General features: G+C 48.1%; 17 protein-coding genes. 6 read left to right on the top strand and 11 right to left on the bottom strand.

The genetic code is table 11. From position 1 onward, the window contains the following. Window positions 1–7: 7 nt before the first annotated feature. The 6 genes from MHI06_RS10890 to MHI06_RS10865 form a co-directional block, all read right to left on the bottom strand. Window positions 8–1,555: a response regulator transcription factor gene (locus tag MHI06_RS10890; RefSeq protein WP_169478525.1), complete on the bottom strand. Its 1,548-nt coding sequence runs from the start codon at window positions 1,553–1,555 to the stop codon at window positions 8–10. Window positions 1,556–1,827: 272 nt separating this feature from the next. After that, complete coding sequence (locus MHI06_RS10885; protein WP_340402091.1) at window positions 1,828–4,878, bottom strand: X2-like carbohydrate binding domain-containing protein; 3,051 nt, start codon at window positions 4,876–4,878, stop codon at window positions 1,828–1,830. Between the two features lie 420 nt (window positions 4,879–5,298). Continuing rightward, window positions 5,299–6,180 carry an SMP-30/gluconolactonase/LRE family protein gene (locus MHI06_RS10880; RefSeq protein ID WP_340401473.1) on the bottom strand — a complete coding sequence of 294 codons (882 nt, stop codon included), beginning with the start codon at window positions 6,178–6,180 and terminating at the stop codon, window positions 5,299–5,301. 15 nt (window positions 6,181–6,195) lie between these two features. Continuing rightward, window positions 6,196–6,858, bottom strand: a complete 663-nt coding sequence (locus MHI06_RS10875) for an SGNH/GDSL hydrolase family protein (protein WP_169478527.1) — start codon at window positions 6,856–6,858, stop codon at window positions 6,196–6,198. 36 nt (window positions 6,859–6,894) lie between these two features. Next, on the bottom strand, window positions 6,895–7,683 hold the full coding sequence (locus tag MHI06_RS10870) for an alpha/beta hydrolase (RefSeq protein ID WP_340401472.1): 789 nt from the start codon (window positions 7,681–7,683) through the stop codon (window positions 6,895–6,897). A gap of 144 nt (window positions 7,684–7,827) precedes the next feature. Then, on the bottom strand, window positions 7,828–8,661 hold the full coding sequence (locus tag MHI06_RS10865; RefSeq protein ID WP_340401471.1) for an AraC family transcriptional regulator: 834 nt from the start codon (window positions 8,659–8,661) through the stop codon (window positions 7,828–7,830). Window positions 8,662–8,789: 128 nt separating this feature from the next. Between MHI06_RS10865 and MHI06_RS10860 the strand changes: the two genes are divergently transcribed. The 3 genes from MHI06_RS10860 to MHI06_RS10850 all read left to right on the top strand — a co-directional run bounded on the left by MHI06_RS10860 (window position 8,790) and on the right by MHI06_RS10850 (window position 12,935). Continuing rightward, window positions 8,790–10,817, top strand: a complete 2,028-nt coding sequence (locus MHI06_RS10860) for a beta-galactosidase (RefSeq protein ID WP_340401470.1) — start codon at window positions 8,790–8,792, stop codon at window positions 10,815–10,817. 439 nt (window positions 10,818–11,256) lie between these two features. Then, the gene (locus tag MHI06_RS10855; protein ID WP_169478531.1) at window positions 11,257–12,210 is read left to right on the top strand and encodes a WYL domain-containing protein; all 954 of its coding nucleotides are present in this window, start codon (window positions 11,257–11,259) and stop codon (window positions 12,208–12,210) included. A gap of 38 nt (window positions 12,211–12,248) precedes the next feature. Further along, window positions 12,249–12,935: a hypothetical protein gene (locus tag MHI06_RS10850; RefSeq protein ID WP_340401469.1), complete on the top strand. Its 687-nt coding sequence runs from the start codon at window positions 12,249–12,251 to the stop codon at window positions 12,933–12,935. A 113-nt stretch (window positions 12,936–13,048) separates the two neighbouring features. On the opposite strand, the gene MHI06_RS10845 is transcribed toward MHI06_RS10850, so the two are convergent. Together MHI06_RS10845 and MHI06_RS10840 are read right to left on the bottom strand one after the other, a co-directional pair. Continuing rightward, window positions 13,049–14,563 (bottom strand): altronate dehydratase family protein, encoded by a 1,515-nt coding sequence (locus MHI06_RS10845; protein WP_340401468.1) that lies wholly within the window; start codon window positions 14,561–14,563, stop codon window positions 13,049–13,051. Then, window positions 14,560–16,077, bottom strand: coding sequence for a tagaturonate reductase (locus tag MHI06_RS10840; RefSeq protein WP_340401467.1), 1,518 nt, complete (start codon window positions 16,075–16,077; stop codon window positions 14,560–14,562). The genes MHI06_RS10845 and MHI06_RS10840 overlap by 4 nt, the downstream gene beginning before the upstream one ends. A gap of 191 nt (window positions 16,078–16,268) precedes the next feature. On the opposite strand from MHI06_RS10840, the gene MHI06_RS10835 reads away from it, so the two are divergent. The 3 genes from MHI06_RS10835 to MHI06_RS10825 all read left to right on the top strand — a co-directional run bounded on the left by MHI06_RS10835 (window position 16,269) and on the right by MHI06_RS10825 (window position 20,010). Further along, complete coding sequence (locus MHI06_RS10835) at window positions 16,269–17,144, top strand: AraC family transcriptional regulator (protein ID WP_340401466.1); 876 nt, start codon at window positions 16,269–16,271, stop codon at window positions 17,142–17,144. A 185-nt stretch (window positions 17,145–17,329) separates the two neighbouring features. Further along, on the top strand, window positions 17,330–19,318 hold the full coding sequence (locus MHI06_RS10830; protein ID WP_340401465.1) for a translation factor GTPase family protein: 1,989 nt from the start codon (window positions 17,330–17,332) through the stop codon (window positions 19,316–19,318). 14 nt (window positions 19,319–19,332) lie between these two features. Then, entirely contained in the window at window positions 19,333–20,010 is a 678-nt protein-coding gene (locus MHI06_RS10825; protein ID WP_340401464.1) for a tetratricopeptide repeat protein, read from the top strand. Window positions 20,011–20,131: 121 nt separating this feature from the next. Here MHI06_RS10825 and MHI06_RS10820 read toward each other — a convergent pair whose 3' ends face one another. The 3 genes from MHI06_RS10820 to MHI06_RS10810 all read right to left on the bottom strand — a co-directional run bounded on the left by MHI06_RS10820 (window position 20,132) and on the right by MHI06_RS10810 (window position 23,076). Then, window positions 20,132–21,190 (bottom strand): phosphotransferase, encoded by a 1,059-nt coding sequence (locus MHI06_RS10820; RefSeq protein ID WP_340401463.1) that lies wholly within the window; start codon window positions 21,188–21,190, stop codon window positions 20,132–20,134. Window positions 21,191–21,293: 103 nt separating this feature from the next. Next, window positions 21,294–22,333, bottom strand: a protein-coding gene (locus MHI06_RS10815) for an IS630 family transposase (RefSeq protein ID WP_340401462.1) whose coding sequence is annotated in 2 segments (ribosomal slippage) — window positions 21,294–21,827 and window positions 21,830–22,333 — 1,038 coding nt in all. Because the reading frame shifts where the segments join, the coding sequence is not laid out codon by codon here. Between the two features lie 116 nt (window positions 22,334–22,449). After that, complete coding sequence (locus MHI06_RS10810; RefSeq protein WP_062833735.1) at window positions 22,450–23,076, bottom strand: GDSL-type esterase/lipase family protein; 627 nt, start codon at window positions 23,074–23,076, stop codon at window positions 22,450–22,452. Window positions 23,077–23,184: the final 108 nt, after the last annotated feature.

Raw genomic sequence — 23,184 nt, 5'->3', positions numbered from 1 at the left:
TCTGACTTTATGCCCAGAATTTGCGCCGGTATCGGCTTGGTGATAGTCCGGTGAATTTTTTGAACACTTTGCAAAAGTAACTATGATCGGAATACCCTACCATGCTGCTAATCTCCGAGATCGTTACATCATCGGATCGGAGCAGTTCCTCGGCTTTTTCAATCCGAATTTTATTCAAATATTCATTGAATCCTTCTTTTTTGTGAGATGAGAAATAGCTGGATAAGTACGATGGATTAAAATGAAAGTGCTTGGCTACTTCAGTTAGCCCAAGCGGCTGATCAAAATGCTCATGCATGTAATCCAGCAGCATCTTCATATTCGGATCACTTCGTTTTCCACCTGTACCGACAGCACACTCCTGAACTTCCATCATGAATTGATCAAGCACGGTCATGACTTCAGACAGACTTGAAGCCCCATCCACATTTTTAAAATACGTATATTTGCTCTCTTCAAGGCCTGCAGACTGAACATCCATATCCGCGAGGGTAATCGTTACGTTGAAGATCAGGTTACCGAGGAAGGACTTGATCTCAAACACATCCGCAATATAATCCCGTCCAAGGGTTGTCGCGTGATCCTGCAAGTACTCTCTTGCCGCTTCAACCCGGTTACGCTTCACATGCTGCAAAAACATATTCACATTGAACTGATAACCTGCCGGATGCATCGGCGGAAGTTCACCATACACCAAGATTGGTCGATCCTTATAATAGAAGCGATACTCCATTAGCTTGATCAGGCGTTCACGGTATACGATACCCATCTGTTCAAATGAAGTAAAGCTGTCACTCAGCACCCATCCAGGATTACCTTGTCCCGCTGCATTTTCACTAGCTAGCTGTCTGATCCGTTCAACCATCCATTCATCTCGCGCAGGATCGACATTGAGAAGCATGACGGGCAGTGTGCCCTCTGCCGGAACCATTGCACATTCCACTTCAGGCAGATCACTGCGGAGCCTGGATTCGATCTGTTCCTGATCCAGCTTCAGTGGATTCCCGTCAGCGTCCATCGGTCTATACACTAACAAGCGAAAAGATTCGTGCGGAAAGGTGTCTCGAAGCATCGGCATCTCGCTGTCTTCGTCCAGTGTAAATCCGGACAGCATCTTCTCCATCAGTTGACCGAGTCTCCAGCCATCATGCGACGGCTCAAACTGTAGCTCCGGAATTTTACCTGCTGTGCGTTGAAGGACCTGTAATAATTCATTCGTATCCAGCTTCGGTTTCAAAATATAATCTGCTGCCCCGTGCTGAAGCGTTGAACGTACATATTCGAATTCACTGAAGCTGCTAAGTACAATCACTTCAATCTGCGGATTACTGGCTTTTAGTGTACGGACAAAAGTCTCGCCATCCATGACAGGCATGACAATGTCGGTAATCACAATATCCGGTTTTAACAGACTCACCTGCTGTAATCCTTCTTCACCGTTGGAAGCTTCACCCACAATGATAAATCCTTCGGCTTCCCAGTTCATATGGTGCTTTATGCCCTGTCTTACCAGAAACTCATCGTCAACAATCAGCACCTTGCATAACCGGTTCATGATCGCGACCCCCTTGTCTAATCTTTTCTCTATATCTGTACAGGCTATACCATCTATTATATATCGGTTATAAACACTTTCCAGTGTTAGCGGTTACATTAATTTTAAATTAATTGTACATCTTTTTATATCCTAAAACGATTGTTTAAGCAATGGTAACTCTCTATAGTTTACACTATATTTCGACAAAATAAGAAGCCCTGAATCGCCTTTCGATCATTTGGCGAATCAGGACTCCTATTTTCAACCCTTTATTTCGTTACATCGCACACTTAAGGTTCGATTCCCCACTGAAGACTTCCCGCTATATGACCGGTAACTTTGGTCCAGTCCGTATAGGAAGTCTGACTAGCTGCAAAGGAGTAATCATCGGTTTGTGTATAGTTGGTCCAATTGCTCTTGGAGATGCGAGTGTGGATTTCCGTGCTTTGTCCCGCATTCAGTGTTCCGGCCGAAGCCGTAAAGCCGATCTCAAGTACGTGGTCAGCACCTGTCCGTACTGGGTTGAGTGCACTGAACGTGCCTGTTACATTCGCACTGCCAGCTGTCGCCCAGTCAGCGAAGAAGTTCTGAGGCTGATCACCGTTAATCGTGTAGTAGTATCTGATTTTCACATCGGACAGATTCAATGCTGTAGTGCCCGTATTCGTCAGTTTGAATTTGGGACTGATGGAGCTGCCCGTCGCCGAAATGTTGCTATTAAACATCTCAATGCGTATGGTTCCAGCTGATGCAGCTGTCGTATCTTTGATGAGCAGATTCAAGGTCGCCTGAGTGCCTGCGCTGAATTGAAAGGTTAGTGCCGCTGCGCCATTTGGCAGTGAAGCCAGATAGTTTTTACTCAATATGACCTCATTGCCTGTTAACGTGTAATCTGTACCTGAAACCAGCGTTGCATTCCCATTACGAATGGATACAAGTGTATTACCGTTCAGCGTTAACGTGACTGGAATGTTAACCTGACTGTCTGCTTTGCGATCAAATTCGGCAGTGACCGGTGTAATCACAGAGTTGGTCACTGGTGTACCCCCGCCGTCTCCTCCGCCATTGTTACCTCCAACACGGTCAGCATACAAAATTCCGCGGCCATTCGTTCCGAGATATACTCTTCCATACAGACGCGGATCACCCGTAATCGTGGTTACACGAGCATACTGATGCTGGTCATCGTTGATCCGAACCCAATTGGCCCCACCGTCATCGGAGCGGAAGAATCCACGTGTTCCATCGATCTGTGCAACCGTGTATAACGCGACAACGCTCTGACCAGGGGCAGCTTTACCAAAACCGATACTATCTGCTTCCTCTACATTGGCAAGCTTCGTGAATGTCGCTCCTGAATCCGTGGAATGCCACAATCCGTAAGGACCTTCTTCCTCACTACCGCCAGCAAACCACAGTTCGCCTTCCACACCCGGAACGGCATCCAGATCTGCATTTCCTTCGATCGGAAGTCCAGTCGCAAGCGATGCCGTGAAGGAAGCACCACCATTCACACTCACATAGATTTTACCCGCTGCAAATCCATAGAATTTGTTAGGGTTTACACGATCCGAAATCACTTTCGCCTGTGCAGGTATGCCCGTACTTGCCGTCCAGGAATTACCGCCAGTCGAATAATGTACGCCTTTGTCTGACGTGCTCCATACCAGTCGGTTACCATTCGCAGAGATGGCTACAGTTCCCCCTCCAGTTGTGCCAGCAGGTTCTGCATTGGCTTTATACCACGTTGTACCTCCATCACTGGATAAACCAATGGATTTTGCATTTGGATCAGCAGCATAATCTGCTTTACCTACGCGAACCATCGTATTCGGACTTAACTCTGCAAAATCCAGACTTTCTGTGGAAGAATAGTTCGGACTCGTAAATATGGTAGCTGGAGCCTGATCTAGATTGTTATGACGGAATCCTGAAACATCCCCCACTCCACTTAACAAATGCGCACCACTTGGCGGGCTGATTAGATCCAGTACGGCAATCTCCTCGACACCCTTCGCCATCACTGAAATATTGATTTTTTTATCATCATCCCAGTCCGTCAGGTTCTTCGTTCCATAGATCGTAGCACCTGTTCCATACATCATGCGATCCGAATCAAATGGATCAATCTCCAGATCACCGATCATCCAGCCCAGTTTTGGAGATGGTTCGGGCGGGGCAGGCGTGATCCCAAATGTGAGCCATGGCGCTGCCGAAATATCCTGTGTATACCGTAGTTTCCGGTTCGGATATCCGTCGAATTCCCATATGCGCGTCCACGTCGCTCCACTATCTGTACTGCGGAACAAGGTGGCATCCGGCCACCATGAATTCAATGTCGCAACCATCAATGTACCGGGATTCTGTGCATCGACAGCCAACCCGCCATATCCAAAATAATTATCCGTGCTGCTGCTTGGCACAGGGCTGATGTTGGTCCAGACACCTGTCGATGTGTTCAGTTTCCATACGTCACCTTCCTCCCCATCATAGGGTCCCACACCATCGCTATACGTGATATAAAGGCTTCCATCGGAATCAAGCACACCATGATGCGGAATATAACCTGTAGGTTGACCAGCAACAGCTGACCAAGTCAGACCACCATTCGTGCTGCGATATACGCTTTGATCTTTATCAGCAACACCCACATAGATTGTCTGAGTTGCCTGCCCTGCCGAACCTGTTGTTTTGTCTAACGTAACCCATGCCAGACCTACAATGTCACTGGTATATTCATTCGAAGGATCTTGCACATAATTTCCCGGATTCGGGAAGCTTGTGATTTCGTTCCAGGTCACACCGTAATCGGTACTTTTCCAAAGTCCATGACCACTTCGTGCACCGAAATACAGGATACTGTTATCATTCGGGTCCACGGTCAGACGTTCTCCCATCGAACGTCCCGGCATGTTGCCGCCAACTTTGAACGGAAGTGTTGTGGTCTGCCATGTATCTCCACGGTCTGTAGAGCGCAAGATAGAGCCATTATTTTTGTCCCATGAATTCGTATACGTCCCAACTGCCATGTACACCCGATCGGGATCAACCGGGTCCGTAGCCAGCGCGTCTACACCGTTTTTGTTCCAATCATCCCAGCCAACAAAATCCGTTAACGGGATCCAGCTCTCGTTAGCCGCATTCCAGCGATAAGCTCCCCCAATATCGGTACGGGCATAGATCAGATCCTTTTCCGACTCGTTGAAAATGATACCCGGTACAAATCCGCCTCCTGCGCCAGTCACTACATTTTTCCACTCATAAGCCTCACTCGGTGCCGCTGCTGTGGTTCCAGCGAGTCCTCCTAGCGAAGCCGTTACCACGGCAACCGTCAGACTCATGATCCGTAATTTCCCCATAAACGTTCTCATTTTTACACAGCCTCCTCTTCAACTTGGTAAATGTATTCCGGTCTTCCCGCTGTCTCATCGTGCTGATGATGGCGTGTCAGACGAATTCATGCATGCATGATTACAAGAAATCTCACCCCCTTTCAGCCCTTTTGTTAAGCGCTTACAAAACAACTCTTATTTCGTCGTTATATGGATAATACTCTCAATAAATAACATTCGATGGCAAATGCCAAACCCCTTCGTCTAAATTCCTATTTATGTAAAATATTTTCAGTGTTTTATCTTGTTTATACAACAAAAAAGATGCTGTTTTAGCAGCATCTTTCGACATTTCATATGAAAGCTCAAAAAGTAGAATCGTTTCTTCCGGAAAACTAGTCAGAAGTTCACTGCATGACTTGCAACCGTTTATTTCTGGCTACCATACGCGTGAGTCTCCTGGCCTTTAACCCCTGGTCTGATGACAAAAAGTGAGCCAGCATCCGGTGTCTCATTCAGACGTTCTTCCTTAATCCCGGTACGTGCTGTTGTAATGTACAAATCTTCAAGCTCCGGTCCACCAAAACAGCAGGATGTTACTTGATCTGCGGGTATTTCGATCTGCTGTAACAGTTCTGATGTATCCGGGTTCCAGCGTGTGACTCTTCCTCCACCCCAGTGCGCAACCCACAACATTCCTTCACCATCGACCGTCATGCCATCCGGAAAACCGAATTCTTCGGGTATGTGAATGACGCTTGTCCTATTCTGTATCGTACCGGCTGCCAGATCAAAATCAAACCGGTCAATAGCACGTGTCGGGGTATCAATATAATACATGGTCTGTCGATCCGGACTCCAGCCCAGGCCGTTGGATGTAGACACGCCTTGTACCATCGTGCGCACAGGTTGTCCTTGTTCCAAACAATACAGTGATCCGGCTTCACTCTCATTATTCAAGCTCATCGTGCCTGCCCAGAAGCGCCCCTGTGCATCACATTTGCCATCATTAAAACGATTGGTACCCTTATCTTGTTCAGGGTCCTCAATGGCATGCAGCTCACCCGTAAGCAGATTATACGTGTGGAATCCACTACGTAAAGCAACCACAACCTCGTCACCACGATACGGAACAACCGCGCCGACATGTTCACCGACATCATAAGCCTGATCCTGCCCTGTAACCGGATCATACACATGCAACTTGAAGCTTTCAATATCTACCCACAGTAATCGATTGTTCTCCGCATCCCAGCTTGGGCCTTCACCCAGCAATGCCGGAGTTTGTACTGCTACAGTTACGTCGCTCATGCCATCACGTCCTTTTTAAGATTTGACGCCGCCTGACCATTCAAATCCGATAGCATCCAAGAATGCTTTGGACAGTACCATATGGCCTGTTGCATCCGGATGTACCCGGTCATAAGTCAGCACAGCCGTATAGAAATGATCCCAAAATGGAGCAAATGCAGCCTGTGTATCCACATACACCGCATCATACTCGCTGGCTACCCTGCGTACCGCTTCTCCGTAAATATCCATCGTTGCCCGCATCGGGTCTTCCGGATTGGCCTCAAGATAGTAAGGAGACATCAGTACCAGACCCTTCAGATTGGGACGAACCGAAGCCACCAGTTCACGCAATGTGGATTCGTATTCTTCCAGAAATACATGGGAGTCTGTTGACAATGGGTTGTCGAACTGACGCCATACATCGTTAATGCCGATCATGATCGTCAACCAATCCGGTTTTAGGTCCAGCACATCACGATCCCAGCGCTGTTTCAGATCACGGATCGTATTTCCACCATTACCCACATTCTGGATACGCAACATCAATTCCGGATAGATGGACCGCAACAGTGCATGGACTTGCGCAACATAACCATGGCCCAGACCTGAACTGCCCTCGCCTACAGGATGTTCCCGACCACAATCCGTAATCGAATCTCCGATAAACAGAAGCTTGTCATTTTTCTGCAATTTCATCGTCATTTTCTCCTTCGCTCAAGAGCGCTAATATGATTACCAGCCTTGATTTTTAAGCCACGTCAAGCATAGATCAGACCATGCCCGAACCGCATGGTTGTCTTCGGCCAATCCGAGACCATGTGAACCTTTCTCAAAAACGTGCAAGTCATAGGGAATGCCATGCGCACCTAGTGCAAGTGCGTAACGCAAGCTATTCTCCACAGGTACTGCCTGGTCATCGCTAGTATGCCAGATGAACGCTTCTGGAGCATCCGCTCTCACCTGTTGTTCCGCACTGAATGCCTTGATCTGCTCAGCAGACGCATTCGGCCCAAGCAAATTTTCACGGGAACCAGCATGTCCATAAGACTCCATCGTAATGACCGGATAACAGAGGATAACCCGATCCGGGCGTGAACTTTGGCGTTCAATGAGGTCCTCATGATCCGGTTGCCCCTCGTCATACAACGTTCCTAGTGTTGCTGTAAGATGCCCGCCTGCGGAGAAACCAAGTACGGCAATCTTGGCAGGATTGATGCCATACTGCTCGGCATGCGCACGAACATAACGTATGGCACGCTGACCATCTGTTATCGGTGCAGGATGCTGGTGAGGCGCTACGCGATATTTCAGGACAAATGCGCTGATGCCCGCACGGTTCAACAGCTCGGCTATTGGAGCACCTTCGTGATCCGCCAAAAATCCATAGCCGCCACCAGGACACACAATGACAGCGCTCTCGGAACCGGGCTGAATAAATGGAATCAAATGTGGCATTTCGTCTTCATGGCCTTGGGCTGCATACGGTGCAGCATGGTCCCATAAGGGTATCGTTGTTGTCATCTTCAATCATCCTCTCTAGGTAGAACGGATACAAGGTGTCCGTTTAAACGTTTTCGAATCTCAGGAATCGATACCATCATAACGGCAATGACCCCCATGCATCAATACCTTCCTGGCATCACTTTTTAATCATTTGAGTACAAGTTAGTACAAATTACGGAACTGTTCGGGGGTCACCCCCTCAATCCTGCGAAAGGTAGCAACAAAATGGCTTGAATCCCGAAAGCCGACCCGAACTGCGGTTTCCCGGATTGTCAGGGCAGTATCGCCGGTCATGATCTCCTTAGATTTGCGAATACGAAGCAAAATGAAATAACTATAAGCGGTCATGCCAAAAGATTGTTTGAACAAAGTGTTCAGATGTCTGGATGAGATCCCCGTCACAGTAGCCATATGTTCGAGACCAATTTCGGGATTCGCATAGTGCTGTTCCATGAATGCAATGAGCGGAGCGAGTCTCTCCACGGCATGTGAGATCGAAGACCGATTGCCTGTCATGCCATGTTTTTTGAGCAAAATCAGAAATCGGTATATATCCGCTGACGCTTCGAGTCCTGACAAATCCTGATCACTGCTGATCGAATCCAGCACTTCCTGGCCATAATCGTTGAACGGGCTGCACTGCTCCCACTGATGGAACGCCGCTTCACCCAGACCCAGCGACTCCATAATTCCCGGACACTGCGAACCGCCAAATGTAATGTAAAGTGTCTCCCACTCTCCCTGAGCGCGCACATATTCATGTGGCTCATTCGGCGGCAACAAAATACCCGATGTTTCCCCCAGTATGACCGTGGACCCGGCAAATCTGAATTCCCCCGCTCCCTTCACGGTCTGAAGCCAGTGGTAACATGGATACCCCACAGGTCTGGACACCTTCTCTTGATTGCCATTATAGCCAAGGCTCTCAATATAAAGGGGTAGCGGCTGATCACGTGATGTCATGAAATATCGTTGATGTCGGGGTGAGATAAACATGCGATGCCTCCTTGGATATAAGCCGAAATATACTTCCGTATTCTTATATAGTTCATTACTTTTATTATATTTTAAAAGTCATATGTATCATATAGTATAGGATTATTCTTATACAAGAGGTGAACACATTGATTAGCAGCAAACTGCCCAAAATGTTCTACGGGGGCGATTATAACCCGGAACAGTGGGATCACGAAACCCACCTTGAAGACCTGCGCATGTTCCAATTGGCAGGCATTGATATTGCCACAATCAACGTATTTTCATGGGCACTGATTCAGCCTGATGAAGTTACTTATCATTTTGAAGAACTGGACCAACTAATTAACCGTCTATATGAAAATGGTGTCTATATATGCCTGGCGACGAGCACTGCTGCCCATCCGGCTTGGATGGCGAAGAAATATCCAGACGTACTTCGTGTAGATGCCGATGGACGCAAACGCAAATTCGGTGGGCGCCATAATTCCTGTCCCAACAGCCCGACCTATCGCAAATATTCCGAGAAGATTGCAGATAAACTGGCTGAACGATACAAGGATCACCCCGCAGTTCTCGTATGGCACATCTCCAATGAATATGGCGGTGACTGTTACTGTGACAACTGTGAGAAAGCATTCAGGGTGTATCTGAAAGAACGCTATCAGACCCTGGAACAGGTCAACAAAGCATGGAACACGAATTTCTGGGGGCATACCTTCTACGATTGGGACGAGATTGTTCTACCGAGCAACCTGAGCGAACACTGGGGTAACAATAACTCCACGTTCCAGGGAATCTCTCTGGACTACTCCCGATTCAACTCCGACAGCATGCTAGACTGTTATCGGTTGGAGTACGATGCAATCAAGAAACACATTCCCGACTCTGTCGTGACTACCAATCTGATGGGATTCTTCAAGCAGTTGGACTATTTCAAATGGGCAAAATATATGGATATCGTCTCCTGGGACAGTTATCCTGGTCTCGCAACACCCGTCAGCTTCACGGCAATGGCCCATGACCTTATGCGCGGACTGAAAGATGGTCAACCTTTCATGCTGATGGAGCAAACACCAAGTCAGCAGAACTGGCAGCCATATAACTCACTGAAACGCCCTGGCGTCATGCGTCTATGGAGTTACCAGTCTGTTGCGCATGGGGCCGATACCATTATGTTCTTCCAGCTTCGCCGCTCCATCGGTGCCTGTGAGAAGTATCATGGTGCAGTTATTGAACATGCTGGTCACGAGAACACACGTGTATTCCGCGAAGTCGCTGAGCTGGGCAAGGAATTGCAGATCCTTGGTGACACCACGCTGGATGCATCTGTTGAATCCAAAGTAGCCATTGTGTTCGACTGGGATAACTGGTGGGCCATTGAAAAATCAAGTGGACCTACGGTTGCCCTGAATTATGTAGATCAGATTCATAAATATTACGCCGCTTTCTTCCGCCGCAACATACAGGTAGATATCGTCAGTGTGGATACGGATATTAGCAAATACGACATCGTTCTCGCGCCTGTCCTTTACATGGTTAAACCAGGTTTTGCCGCCAAACTGGAGAAGTATGTTGAAGCAGGTGGAACATTCCTGACGACCTTCTTCAGCGGCATTGTCAATGAGAACGACCTCGTGACCACAGGTGGGTATCCGGGAGAGTTACGTAAGCTGCTCGGAATCTGGGTGGAAGAGATTGATGCCCTGCTGCCTGAACAAAAGAACAGCATAGTCCTCAAAGAAGCCTACGGCGATCTTCAAGGAGAGTATGGCTGCGGCATACTGTGTGACCTGCTGCACAGTGAAGGAGCTGAAGTCATCGCGGAGTATGGAGACGATTTTTATAAAGGCATGCCTGTTGTAACACGTAACACCTATGGTGAAGGTGAAGCCTGGTACGTTGCATCCGACCCGGATGAACGTTTCCTCGATGGTTTGCTGGGACAGCTTGCAACAGCCAAGAGCGTAGAGTCCTTGCTTGAGACACCGGAAGGTGTTGAAGTAAGCGCACGTACCAAAGACGGCAAACCCTACCTGTTCGTCATGAACCATAACGCTTCCACACAATCCTATGATCTGGGCACAGCCAAGGCACATGATCTGCTCACCGATCGCGAAATTTCGGGTAGCGTTGAGATTGAAGCCCGTGGGGTACAATTGCTTGAAATGAAATAAGGTATTTCGCTACATTGGTAATATATAGAATTATATATACAAAGGAAAAACACGTGATACAAAGTGTCACATGTTCATCCCTTTTAAGCTTATTTTTGTCTTCAATGAGCATATTGGTATAGATTCCAGACCTTTATCATCTTCTGTAAGCCAAAAGCTGCTACTTCCCGTATCCGTCTACACCGGATGCGGGTTTTTGGCATGATCTTTGGTCTTTTTGATAGAAGGAAATATCAGTATGCAAAGCGAATTGGACGAGAAACACATTTTAACAACGCCTGCCGGAACATGCTTGTGAATCCTGATGCTGATCCATTATAAATTAATGAACAGTTGAAATATTGGTGACACTCATGATGTCACTTATAAGCTGTTACAATAGAATTATAACTACGACATCACTTTCCGGCGGCGCAAAGATCGAAACGGAGTGGCTGACATGAACAGAACAAATCGGCTTGCTGCCATCGTTATGGCATTACAGCATGGTCACGAAACGGCACACTCATTGGGCGAGAAATTTGAAGTTTCCCGTCGCACCATTCTACGGGATATTCAGTCCCTCTCCGAGATGAATGTGCCCATTATTGCCATTTCCGGTCCGGGAGGCGGTTTCAGACTTATGGAGGGTTACGTATTGCCCCCATTACAGCTGGACCCGGTTGAAGCAGCGACGCTCATATTCGCTCTTGAAGGTCTAAGTCGCTACGCCGACACACCCTTTCATGAGAAACGCTGGACCCTGATGAACAAAGTTAAGGCCATCATTCCGGATGATATCATGTCGCGAATAGATCCCATGCTCCAACAGCTGCATCATCATATTCCGGACCGCAATTACATCCTTCCTCATCTGGATGCACTCCTGGCATGCATACCCGAACATGGGTGGCTGAATGTGCTGTATCGCTCCGTATCACGTCAGCGATGGTTGCGTGTCTGTCCCACACGAGTATATGCTTCCTCCGGCTTCTGGTACTGTGAAGCATATTCCATCGAACATGGTGAACAGCGTCTGTTCCGTATCGACCGAATTATCGATGTCAAGGCGATCGAATCACAGGATGCACAGGTGCTGAACGAACACGCGCAGCAACAGCAGAGCAGGCCGCTCCCTCCAGAGCAGCCGCTAACCCGGGTTACAGTGCGACTAAGTTATCGGGGAATGATTGAAGCTGAACAGGACGAGCATATCGGCGAAAAGATGATTGAAATTGCCCCGGATCTCTGGGAATTGTCATTCCTTTGTCCACCAGGAGAGTGGGACTGGGCCGTACGATTCTTTTACCGATTGGGACGTGAAGCCGAAGTGATCGAACCTCTCCAACTTCGCAGCGAGATTCGTCAGCATGCCGAGGAAGTAAGCCGGATATACCTTGCTTCAACCAAGTAATTGCTTCACCATACTGCCTAAAGGAGCCTGCTGATATCATGACATATGAACCCGTTGTAACGTACGAAGAAGCAGTACAGCGTATCCAGTCTATAGGACTGCTGCCTCTTGCTCCCCTATTTACCGAATACCCTTCACTGTCATCGCTAACCCCCAAAGAACATTGGCACAAGGATGATGAATTGGATCCCTGGTTATGGCGTTCACGCCTGGCTGAAGAGGGCGTTGCTGCATATGGAAAGTTCGTCAAAAAGAAAGCGCTTCTTATCTCGAATGAATACTTCCCTTGGATACACCGACTGCTTGCCGACTCTAGAAGCATCGAGGAACAGTATGAAGCAGGTCTATTGTCCCGTGAAGCATTCAAACTCCATGCGTTAGTTGCAGAACAGGAAGGTATCGATGGACGTGCCCTTCGTTCTCAGGCAGGATTCGGAGCAAAAGAAGACAAAAAAGCATTTGACCGCGGACTTCTGGACCTTCAGGGCTGTGCAGCCATTGTGATCAGTGGCACCAAAGAAAAAGAAGGGCTCTCGGAAGGCAAAGTTGCCTGGAACAGCTCCGCATACGAGACTGCTGGTCACTGGATGGAACGTCACGGTATTAAGCCGTTTGAAGGTAGCGTTGCAGAGGCGCGTGAACTGCTGGTTGCTCAACTGCAACAACATGCTTCACCAGCCGCATTATCAAGCATCGCCAAAGCCCTTGGCATCCATGGAATCTAAATAAAGCCAATCCCGGTTGTAGTGCACATTTCAACCGGAATTGGCTGCAGTTCATCATATAATATATCGCAGATGATATTGCAGACGATAAACAACATCCAGCCAGAATGGGTTCAGAGAATTACGCCATCCTTGAATATGGCAATCTCTCGGAATCCATGCTGCTCACTGAGTGTGTGTGACCGTCCTGAAGCAATGTCAATCAGTTGACTGAACAGCTGTACTTTGACCTCATCCATCGTGCGCCCTTCCAACAGCTGGCCCGCGTTGAAGTCAATCCAGTGTTTTTTGCGATTCGCCAGATCGGATTGGGTCGCAATCTTGACGGTAGGTACCGGACCTCCGAAGGGAGTCCCCCGCCCTGTTGTGAAGAGCACAATATGTGCACCGGCCGCAGACAGCGCCGTTACAGACACCAGGTCATTACCCGGTGCTTCTACAATGTTCAGACCGGTTTGAGATACACGTTTGCCATAACGTAGAACGTCGACTACGGAAGAACGTCCTCCCTTTTGCGTACATCCAAGTGACTTTTCCTCTAGCGTTGTGATGCCACCAGCCTTATTCCCAGGTGAAGGATTCTCATAGATGTTCTGGCCATGGTTCACAAAATATTGCTTGAAGCCGTTCACGAGGTCCACCAAATCGTGAAACACCTGCTCATTGGCAGCCCGGTTCATTAAGATCGTCTCCGCACCAAACATCTCCGGAACTTCCGTCAGAATAGCCGTACCCCCGGCAGCAACCAGCATATCCGCAACTGCACCGACCAGCGGATTGGCTGTAATGCCAGATAAACCATCGGAACCGCCACACTTCAAACCAATTTTGAGTTTACTGAGCGGAAGCGGCTGCCGTTGTTCATGTTCGACGATCTCCACAAGTTCTTCCATCATTCGAAGCCCTTCCTCAAGCTCGTCATCCGCTTCCTGCGCTTTGAGAAACCGTACTTTGCCTCGGTATTCCGGAGCAATACATTCACGGAACTCGTCTACTTGGTTGTTCTCACAGCCCAGACCGATAACGAGCACGCCCCCTGCATTCGGATGCTCCACCAAGGAGGCCAGCAACTGTTGTGTATACTTCAGATCATCGCCAAGCTGTGAACACCCGAATGGATGTGGAAAGTGATATACCCCATCTACCCGGCTTCCAAATTGAGAATGACCCATACGCGCCAATGCTTCACACACTTTATTGATACACCCGACCGTATTCACAATCCAGATTTCATTACGGATACCCGCTTCACCATTGGGACGCAAATATCCATCGAATGAGAGTAGATGTTCCGGAGGCATGTCCGTCTGAACCTGGGCCCCCGGTTGGTATTCATATTCAAGCAATCCGTGCAGACCCGTCTTCAAGTTGTGACTATGAATCCAGCTTCCCTGCTCAATCTGCTCTTTAGCAATGCCGATGGAGAAACCATACTTCATCACATCATCACCCGGTGCCAGGGTATGCACAGCAATCTTATGCCCTTTGGGCACGTCATCTAGCAAGGTAAAAGAAACTCCGTCTGGCAGGGTAATGCGTTCTCCTTTGGCATAATCCCGAAGCGCTATAATGACATCATCCTGTGGTTGAATGGCAATCCAATCATTTACTATACTTGTGGTGTTCATTTCCCTTCACCTTCCAACAAACCGATTTCATGAACAAGTGCTGCACGCAGCCCCTCTCTTGCATCTAGATTCTCGCCCCAGATCAGGGTATCCGACAACACAGCCGCTACCCGGTCACCCAGTTGGTTCTGATCCCTGTTAAGCGTGTCATAACCTTCCCAGTGTGCAGCCAAAGCAGCCAGGACATCCGGGTCATCCCGCAGCAGAATGTGCTCCCCATTCAGTCGTTGTGCCTTGTAACCTTCCGGCGTATTTACAGGACGATAGAGACACAGTAATCCAGCAAACCCCTGAATTAAACGTTCTGGCCAGCTGCCCTGATTTTCTTTATAGGATAGCAATGTAGGCAGCACACGAACCTTGAATTTTCCGATCATATTTAATGCAATATCTTGCAATTTGTGATCAATATACGGGTTAAGGAAACGTTCGAATACTTCTTCCGCGTACTGATCCAGCTGATGATCTGGCATATTCAGAGCAGGTACGATCTCCTGATGTACAGCTTCCCGGATCCATGGGCCAAAATGTGAATCTTCCATCGTCTCTCTCACATGTTGCTTGCCTTGCAGAATTCCGAGTGATGACATTAGGGTATGTGCTCCATTCAAAATCCGAACCTTGCGTATCTGAAACGGCTTCAGATCCTTCACCCAATGTACATTGAGGCCCGCTTGCTTGAGGGGTAGCTTTTTGTCCAATGATTCATCACCCTGAATGGCCCAGAAATGATATGGCTCTGCCGTATTAATCAACTGGTCCTCATAACCCCAGCGATTCGTCAGGGAATCGGCTTCCTCCTGGGTCGGTGCACCTGTGACGATTCGATCTACCAGATTGTTCAGGAAGTGATTATGGTTCTCGATCCATGAGCGGAAGCCATCCGAATACCCATAATCTTCGCTGTGACGAAGGACACAACTGCGCAACACATCACCATTGCCTTCGAGCAGCTCGCATGGCAGATGAATCAAACCTCTGGATGGATCCCCATCAAATTTCAAATATCGCTGATGCAGGAAAACCGTTAATTTCCCCGGAAATGATTGAACGGGTTCACCCTCGATATAGTCTGCCTGCATATATTTCAATCCTGATTCAGTTGTATTGGAAATAACGAACTCAAGTGAAGGCAGCTCCGCCAAGTTCAGAAAGGCATCCCATTCCTCATACGGATTGATACACTGTGAGAAAATGGAGATCAACTCTGTCCGCTCAACCGGCTTCCCTTGAGACAGCCCACGCGTGATCATGGTATATAACCCATCCTGATCGCGAATCTGCTCCAGTTTGGCCTTGCCTCCCGGTCGTGGCTGGGTAACAGCTACACTTCCATGAAATTTGCCTTGTCTGGCACTCTCATAAAGCATCCAGTCTGCAAATCCCCGCAAGAAATTACCTTCTCCAATCTGCAAAACCTTCACGGGACGCTCCATAATCTCCTTGCACTTGCGCTGACCATCGCTCCCAAGCAAATTCAGCTTCAACCTTGGTCGTTTCGTGCTTGCCGACATGGACACTCACCTCATCGATTATTTGTACTATCGGAATGCAGCTCAAGGCTTAGCACCCTTTTATTGTAAACGCTTTAAATTCATTGTATCATCAATAAAAGGAAATTAAATTGCTTATATTGCGGTAAATATACTCTCTCATGACTAGCTATGACATCTTGTTGAAGACGCTGGTTTGGAAAGGAGTCTCTATGGAGCGTTCACCTGTTCGTACGACTATTCAGGCAGAATCCGGTATTCCGTTCCGCCTGGTGTACAGCGACACAAAATCCCCTCAGAACGAATTGCCGGATCACCTTCACGATTGGCATGAGATCATCTATGTATATCGTGGTCAGGGCAGCATCTTTATTGATACAGGACTTGAGGATATGCAGGAAGGAGATCTGTTCATTATTCCGGGTAGCACGGTTCACCGCGCCTTGCCGGATGCAGGCAATCCTGTCACATCTTCCGCATTGTTCTTCAGCCCGGGAATGCTAGCATCGACGGCTGGGGGAGCTACTTCTTCCTTGCTAAGTCTGTTTGAACGTTGCCGCAGACAACGGGTGTATAAGAGACATCTGGACACGAAGGAGCGATCACAGGTCGCCGCCCTTATTGATGATATTCAGACCGAATTTCAGCTCGGACATCATCTGAGTGCACATGCGGCCCTGTTAAGGCTGCAACTATTGCTTATTTTTCTGGAACGTCTGGAAGCCTCGGGGCCTGCGAATCCGAGTAAATCCACTCCAGGTCCCTCGTGGCTCTCTTCTACGATCTCTCATATTGATGACAACCTTCGAAATGGCCTTTCCCTGCATGAACTGGCTCAGTATGCCGCGGTATCCCCTGCCCATTTCAGTCGTGCCTTCAAACGATACACGGGTATGACTCTAACGGATTACGCATTAGCGCGAAGGGTTATTATGGCGAAAGAGCACCTGGTGCAAGGCGATGAGACGATGGCAGCCGTTGCTGATGCTTGCGGGTTTGACAGCCTGCCCCACTTTTACCGTCAATTCAAAAAATTAACCGGCACAACACCCGCAGCTTACCGCAGAACCATGAACAGTTCACGTTAAAATAGAAACAGCCCGTAGCATAGGTCCCGGGCTCTAGGGCGTGTATCTGAAAACTCCACGAGTTTGGAGACACACCCTAATCATATATATCCACATATTCTTCCATATGGAAGATGTGGTATGATAATCTGGATTATTACTTGTCGGAAACATTGCATTCCGTTGTCAGAGGAGCTTAACATTCCATGTTAAACGAATTAAATCGCAGGAATATCGGCATCTTCGCCCATGTGGATGCGGGGAAAACAACCACCACCGAGCATATGTTATATGAGAGTGGTGTTGTCCGCAGTCCGGGACGTGTGGATGACGGAACAACAGCCACAGACTCGCTGGACATTGAGAAAGAACGTGGCATATCCGTCCAAGCAGCTATGACCTCCCTGATCTGGAAGAACACCATCATTGACCTCATTGATACGCCTGGGCATATTGATTTCAGCTCCGAAGTAGAGCGAGCACTGCGCGTAATGGATGGCGCTATTCTGATTCTATCCGCAGTGGAGGGGATTCAGTCCCAGAGTGAAGCCATCTGGCATGCCCTTCGTTCACTTCGCATCCCTACCATCATCTATATTAATAAAATGGATCGGATTGGCGCGTCTGCCCCAGCGGTAATGGAGCAGATCCGTTCCACCCTGTCCCCCTTCGCATGCGAAATCCAAACGTATCAACGCCACGAAGAGTCATTTCATGGCATCGACTCCCTATGGAATGAGAATCAAGATACGCTGTCCGGTGGCATACCTTCCATTCCAGGTCTGTTCGAGATGCTTGCCGAGTTGGACGAAGAAGTCATGGAAGCCTACATCCAGGAGACTCCGTTATCGCAAAGGGATCTGAATGAGGCATTCCTGCGGTATGTGCATCAGGGTGAGATGTTCCCTGTGTGTTATGGTGCTTCCGGCAAAGGAATTGGCGTCACGGCATTGCTGGACGCAGTCCTTGCATTCCTGCCCCCACCTGCACAGCCAGTGGATTCTCCCGTATCGGGTGTTGTCTTCAAGATTGAACGTGACCGCACGATGGGACGCACGGCCTACGTCCGCATGTATGGTGGTAGTCTCCACAACCGGGATACCATCCAAAATTCGACGCGGGAGCTTGAAGAGAAAATAACGCAGATTCGCCGCATGGATGGACGAAAATGGGCGGATACCGGTGCCGTTCACGCGGGGCAGATCGCTACGCTGTACGGACTGAGTGACACCCATGTGGGTGACATTATCGGCAATCCTGAGGGTGTACCTCCTCTGCCACAGATGGCTGTACCTTTGCTGACCGTACAAGTACATGGCAAGGACCCGGCACGTTACCCCGATCTTGTCGCAGCATTGCAAGAGTTGACGGATGAAGACCCCTTACTCGACCTGCAATGGTTGCCGGAGGAACGAGAACTGCATCTCAAGGTCATGGGGACCATTCAGCTTGAGATTTTATCCAGCCTGTTGCTGAGTCGTTTCGGATTAGATGTCGTGTTTGATCCGCCATCCGTTATCTATAAGGAAACGCCTCGTGCAGCTGGAGAAGGTTACATCGCCTATACGATGCCTAAGCCCTGCTGGGCCATCCTCCGCTTCAAGATTGAACCTTTGCCTCGCGGAAGCGGTCTGATCTATGCCTCAACCGTAAGGACAGATGATCTGCTGCTACGTTATCAGAATGAAGTCGAACGGCGGATTCCGGAAGCCTTGTCTCAAGGTATGCTCGGTTGGGAAGTAACCGATCTACGAATCACGCTGGTGGAAGGGGAACATCATGTCTGGCATACCCATCCGCTGGATTTTGTCGTAGCCACGCCTATGGGAATCATGGATGGATTGGCTAGAACAGGTACTACGTTGTTGGAACCCCTCCTTCAGTTCAGACTTACGGTCCCGGAGGAATATGGCGGAAAAGCCCTCAGCGATCTGGTCCATATGCGGGCAACCTTCGAAGCCCCCGCCATCGGTAACGGGCGTTGTATTATTGAAGGGCTCATGCCTCTTGCCACCTCAATGGATTATCCAGTGAAGCTGCGTTCCGAGACAAGCGGTCGCGGGGTGTTTACGACTTCGTTTGCCGGATATCAGGATTGTCCTGCGGATGTGACTCATGCTCGCAAACGGAGAGGGATTAACCCGCTGGATCAATCGAAGTATATTTTAAGTGTACGAAACGCGATTACATCATAAATGGAGTTGACCTTGTGCTTATTAAATTTCTTATCTTTGGCCTTCTGTGGCGGATTATAGGTAATCCGTTCATTGCCATTCTGATTTTACTCGTTATACTGTACTTTCTGGATCGTCGCTATGTTGGCGTATTCCCAAGCTTCACGAAACCGCTCAAACGTATGCGTAACATCTCCCGGCTTCGGCAACAGCTTGCGATGAGTCCCAATGAAGTTTCTTCCAAGTTGGAGCTGGCTCGCCTGCTGATTGAACGCAAACGTTACAGTGAGGCACATGCGTTATTGCTTGAACTGGAACGCCCATACGAGCAATCAGCTGAGTACTGGGAGGCATTAGGGACAACTGAGCTTCATTTGGGAAACATCGAAAAAGGCGAACGTCACATTTTACAAGCCCTCGAGATCAACCCCAGAGTCAAGTACGGTCGTCCGTATCTCACTCTTGCTGGAGCTTTCAAAGATACGCATGAGGACAAAGCGCTGGATTATGTGCATCAGTTTCAGGAGATTCATTCCTCTTCCAGTGAAGCTTATTATCTGCTCGGCTCGGTTCATCGTTCTCTCGGACGCAATACAGATGCGAAGCAGGCATACGAGCAATCCTTGAACGTGTATCGTTCATTGCCCAAATACAAGAAACGTCAGGAGCGCCGCTGGGCTGTCCGCAGTTGGTTCCGCAAGCGTGGATTGTAGAATCGTTCGATTTACGCTATAACACGCAAATATATAACTCTTCTAACCAATAAATAAAGTGCACTGATCTCTGCCCTCGTTTGAGAAGCAGAAACTGTGCACTTTATTTATAGACATGATTTTAATACACCAATATCTCACGCAGTCGGTCTTCATGAAGACGCATCCAGTCGATCCGGTGTTTGAGCTTCACAATCTGATCCACAGCCACTTCCGGCTCATCTGTACCTTCGAACATACGACTGATGAAATGCATGACCACATCCAGACTGCGTAGCAGAATCAAACGCGGTATGGCTACCAACTCTTCCGGTTCCAAATGGACCCGTTCCCGAAATCCCCTGATCAGTCCCTCTTGTGCCTGCCACATCCAATCTTCACTCTTGTCCATGGTAAGTAGGTCAGACATCGGAACAGCCAGTTCCATTACCCGCAAATCCCATGTGGCAAATTCAAAATCCAAAATGACACAGATTTCACCCTGCTGATCTGCCAACACATTCGAGGCATTCACATCCCCATGAACCAATTGATGCGGCAACTGTTCCATACCCCGCAAGGCTTCAAACAGTTCTGGCAGCACATGCCTCAACTGCTTCAGTTCATTCGCACATGCGACCAATTGCTCCGGCGGCGATGTACATAACTGTAATAATCGTTCTGGTGAACAGAGCGGATACGCATCCTGAATTCGATAATATGGTGGATATACAGGTTCAAGTGCTATATCCAGCGTAGCCATAACAGAAGACAGCGCCCCCGCCGCTTTACCGAGCCCTAGCAATTGATCTGGTGTATGCCAGATGGGATTGACACCTTCCCTATAATGAAACAGAGTCGCGATTTTGGTGTGACCTGTGAGGTTATCTTTTACAGCAAGAAATGTACCTCCCTCACCAGATAACCGTCTTACAGGTGAAGGTGTATCAAGCTTAAAATCCGAACGTTGGAGGGCTTCCAGCACCTCGTGTTCAAAGGCGATTTTCATCGGATCATTATGTGTTTCATATTGTCTCAGTACGTAACTTGCCCCGTCTACATCGAGCATATAGGTAGAATTATTCATTCCACCCTTTCCACGCTCACCTTTCCAGTCCGATGTGAAACCATATAAGGCCAACACTTCGGATATACGCTGCTGCTCTGAATGATGGAGGGAACCGGAATCGATGTTTTGCACCAAATATTAACCCCTTTATCTCACAAAATGGAACTGTCTTCTATTTATCTTAAAGGAAGTCCATCGCTCGGTCTATAATAAATTGAACTAAAGAAACGATGGTTTAGAACCTGACACAGAGCCGGTCAATGATCGTCAAAGGCACTTTCATAATCTCGTCCATGAATTGCTGCACGTTGATGCGAATTTCAGTGACCGTGTGGTAGAAGACGTTGTTAATTACAACGGATTTAAGCCATTTCCATAACCCCTCGACTGCATTCAGTTGAGGGCTGTAAGGAGGCAAGAAAACGAGCTCAAGTCGGTCTTCCATCTCCGAGAGAAACGGGATTAGCAGCTTGGCATGGTGGATTCGGGCATTGTCCAATATCATCACAATTGTGCCTGTGGGGTATTCATCTACAACTTTTTTCAAGAAACGTAGAAATGTTTCTGCTGTATACTGCTCATCTTCCTGCCACACAATCTTGCCTGTTTCGTAGTCCACGGTTGCGAGCAGTTTGACTCCACGATGCTTACCTGTGGTTGGAATAATCCGTTGCTTGCCGCGGAGAAACCACGTTTTCTGAATCGCTTGGTAGTCGCGAATCATGGATTCGTCTTCAAAAAGGACGTGCTGAATTTCATCCTTCATCACTCTTTTTTTAAGTCGGGAAACGTGATTTCTGTAAATACTCGTTGTTTTTCTTCGTTCGCCGCTGCCAAGGTATACGTTGGTTTGGTGTAACTTAGTCCCTGGCGATGCATCATTTTGGAGATACCACGAAGCGAATACGTTACGCCAAATTCCCGCTCAATCAGGGCAGCAATGATCTCCAGTGTCCAATTGTGCCGTGCCGTAAAGCCTACATCATGTGGAACGGAGCTCACGATCATTTGTTTCAACTGTTCTTGTTGTTCTGAAGTTAATCGAACAGGCGCACCTGGTGAGTGATTCATTTGGAGACCGGAAAGCCCTCCGGTTTGATACGTCTCAATGTAACCTTTTACGGTTTTCGTAGCTCGATTGATAGTCTGGGCAATTTGTTCGATTTCTGTTCCTTGTAGATACAAATATAGGGTTTGATATCGTTCGTACATCCGCCGTTTTTTCGCTTGCTTCATCGCGGTTTCAATCTCTTGAAAAGATGCGCTATGGTCCATTAGATTCCCCTGCCTGTCTGAAGTCATTATCTATATTACTTCGACATTTAGCCACGAAATCTTTACCATAGATTTCTAATCTTTAGTTCAACTTATATAGTTCTGTTCGAAAGTGATCAAGAGAACGGATAATATCCGGTCCGATTAAGCTGCTCCGCGATGACACGATACCCTCTTGCATTAGGATGCACTCTATCCCAAAACAACAGTTCACGTTCACGACCTTCAAACCTGTCATAGACCTGAGCACACGCATAGTTTCCTGATCCCGCTCCATTCAAAAACGAATTATATTGTCGCACCCAGTACGCAGCTTCCGTCGCTTGTGGATACGGGTTGTACAATCCGATGGATCGGACCATATACTCACTGTTTCCCTTTAACTGCCGAATGTGTCGCATGATCTGGGATACATTACTGCGGGTTTCTCCGAGCACCTGTGTCATTTTGCTGGCATTTGGAATGCCGTTACTTGCTTTAAACGTACGAATCAGATCATTCCCGCCAATGGATATGGTAATGATATCTGCTTCACGAAGTGATTGCCGCACACGGGGATGCGAAGAGATCATCTGCAACATTTCCCCCGACGTCAGTCCATTCACGCCCATATTTTCCATGGATACAAACGTACGAACATTCATTTCGGCCATTCGCCGATATAAAGGAACAAAGCCGGTGCCCAGCAACGCTCCTGTACCTACCGTTAATGAATCACCTATAGCCACATATCGATATACCATCCCGTCGCCCCTCTCTGCTGTGATTTCTCTGAACAATAATGAACTGCTCTATATCTTATGATGAGCGGCAAGACAAGGCGCGGGATGGTGTCCTTAGGCATGCACCTT

Origin of the sequence: Paenibacillus sp. FSL H8-0079 (assembly GCF_037991315.1) — a bacterium.
Classification (GTDB): Bacteria; Bacillota; Bacilli; order Paenibacillales; family Paenibacillaceae; genus Paenibacillus.
This window is presented reverse-complemented; position numbering and strand designations above follow the sequence as displayed.

Bases quoted from the DNA above. Each gene is read 5' to 3' on its own strand.
- MHI06_RS10890 (WP_169478525.1), bottom strand. From the start codon at position 1,555: ATGAACCGGTTATGCAAGGTGCTGATTGTTGACGATGAGTTTCTGGTA.
- MHI06_RS10885 (WP_340402091.1), bottom strand. From the start codon at position 4,878: ATGAGTCTGACGGTTGCCGTGGTAACGGCTTCGCTAGGAGGACTCGCT.
- MHI06_RS10880 (WP_340401473.1), bottom strand. From the start codon at position 6,180: ATGAGCGACGTAACTGTAGCAGTACAAACTCCGGCATTGCTGGGTGAA.
- MHI06_RS10875 (WP_169478527.1), bottom strand. From the start codon at position 6,858: ATGAAATTGCAGAAAAATGACAAGCTTCTGTTTATCGGAGATTCGATT.
- MHI06_RS10870 (WP_340401472.1), bottom strand. From the start codon at position 7,683: ATGACAACAACGATACCCTTATGGGACCATGCTGCACCGTATGCAGCC.
- MHI06_RS10865 (WP_340401471.1), bottom strand. From the start codon at position 8,661: ATGTTTATCTCACCCCGACATCAACGATATTTCATGACATCACGTGAT.
- MHI06_RS10855 (WP_169478531.1), top strand. From the start codon at position 11,257: ATGAACAGAACAAATCGGCTTGCTGCCATCGTTATGGCATTACAGCAT.
- MHI06_RS10850 (WP_340401469.1), top strand. From the start codon at position 12,249: ATGACATATGAACCCGTTGTAACGTACGAAGAAGCAGTACAGCGTATC.
- MHI06_RS10845 (WP_340401468.1), bottom strand. From the start codon at position 14,563: ATGAACACCACAAGTATAGTAAATGATTGGATTGCCATTCAACCACAG.
- MHI06_RS10840 (WP_340401467.1), bottom strand. From the start codon at position 16,077: ATGTCGGCAAGCACGAAACGACCAAGGTTGAAGCTGAATTTGCTTGGG.
- MHI06_RS10835 (WP_340401466.1), top strand. From the start codon at position 16,269: ATGGAGCGTTCACCTGTTCGTACGACTATTCAGGCAGAATCCGGTATT.
- MHI06_RS10830 (WP_340401465.1), top strand. From the start codon at position 17,330: ATGTTAAACGAATTAAATCGCAGGAATATCGGCATCTTCGCCCATGTG.
- MHI06_RS10810 (WP_062833735.1), bottom strand. From the start codon at position 23,076: ATGGTATATCGATATGTGGCTATAGGTGATTCATTAACGGTAGGTACA.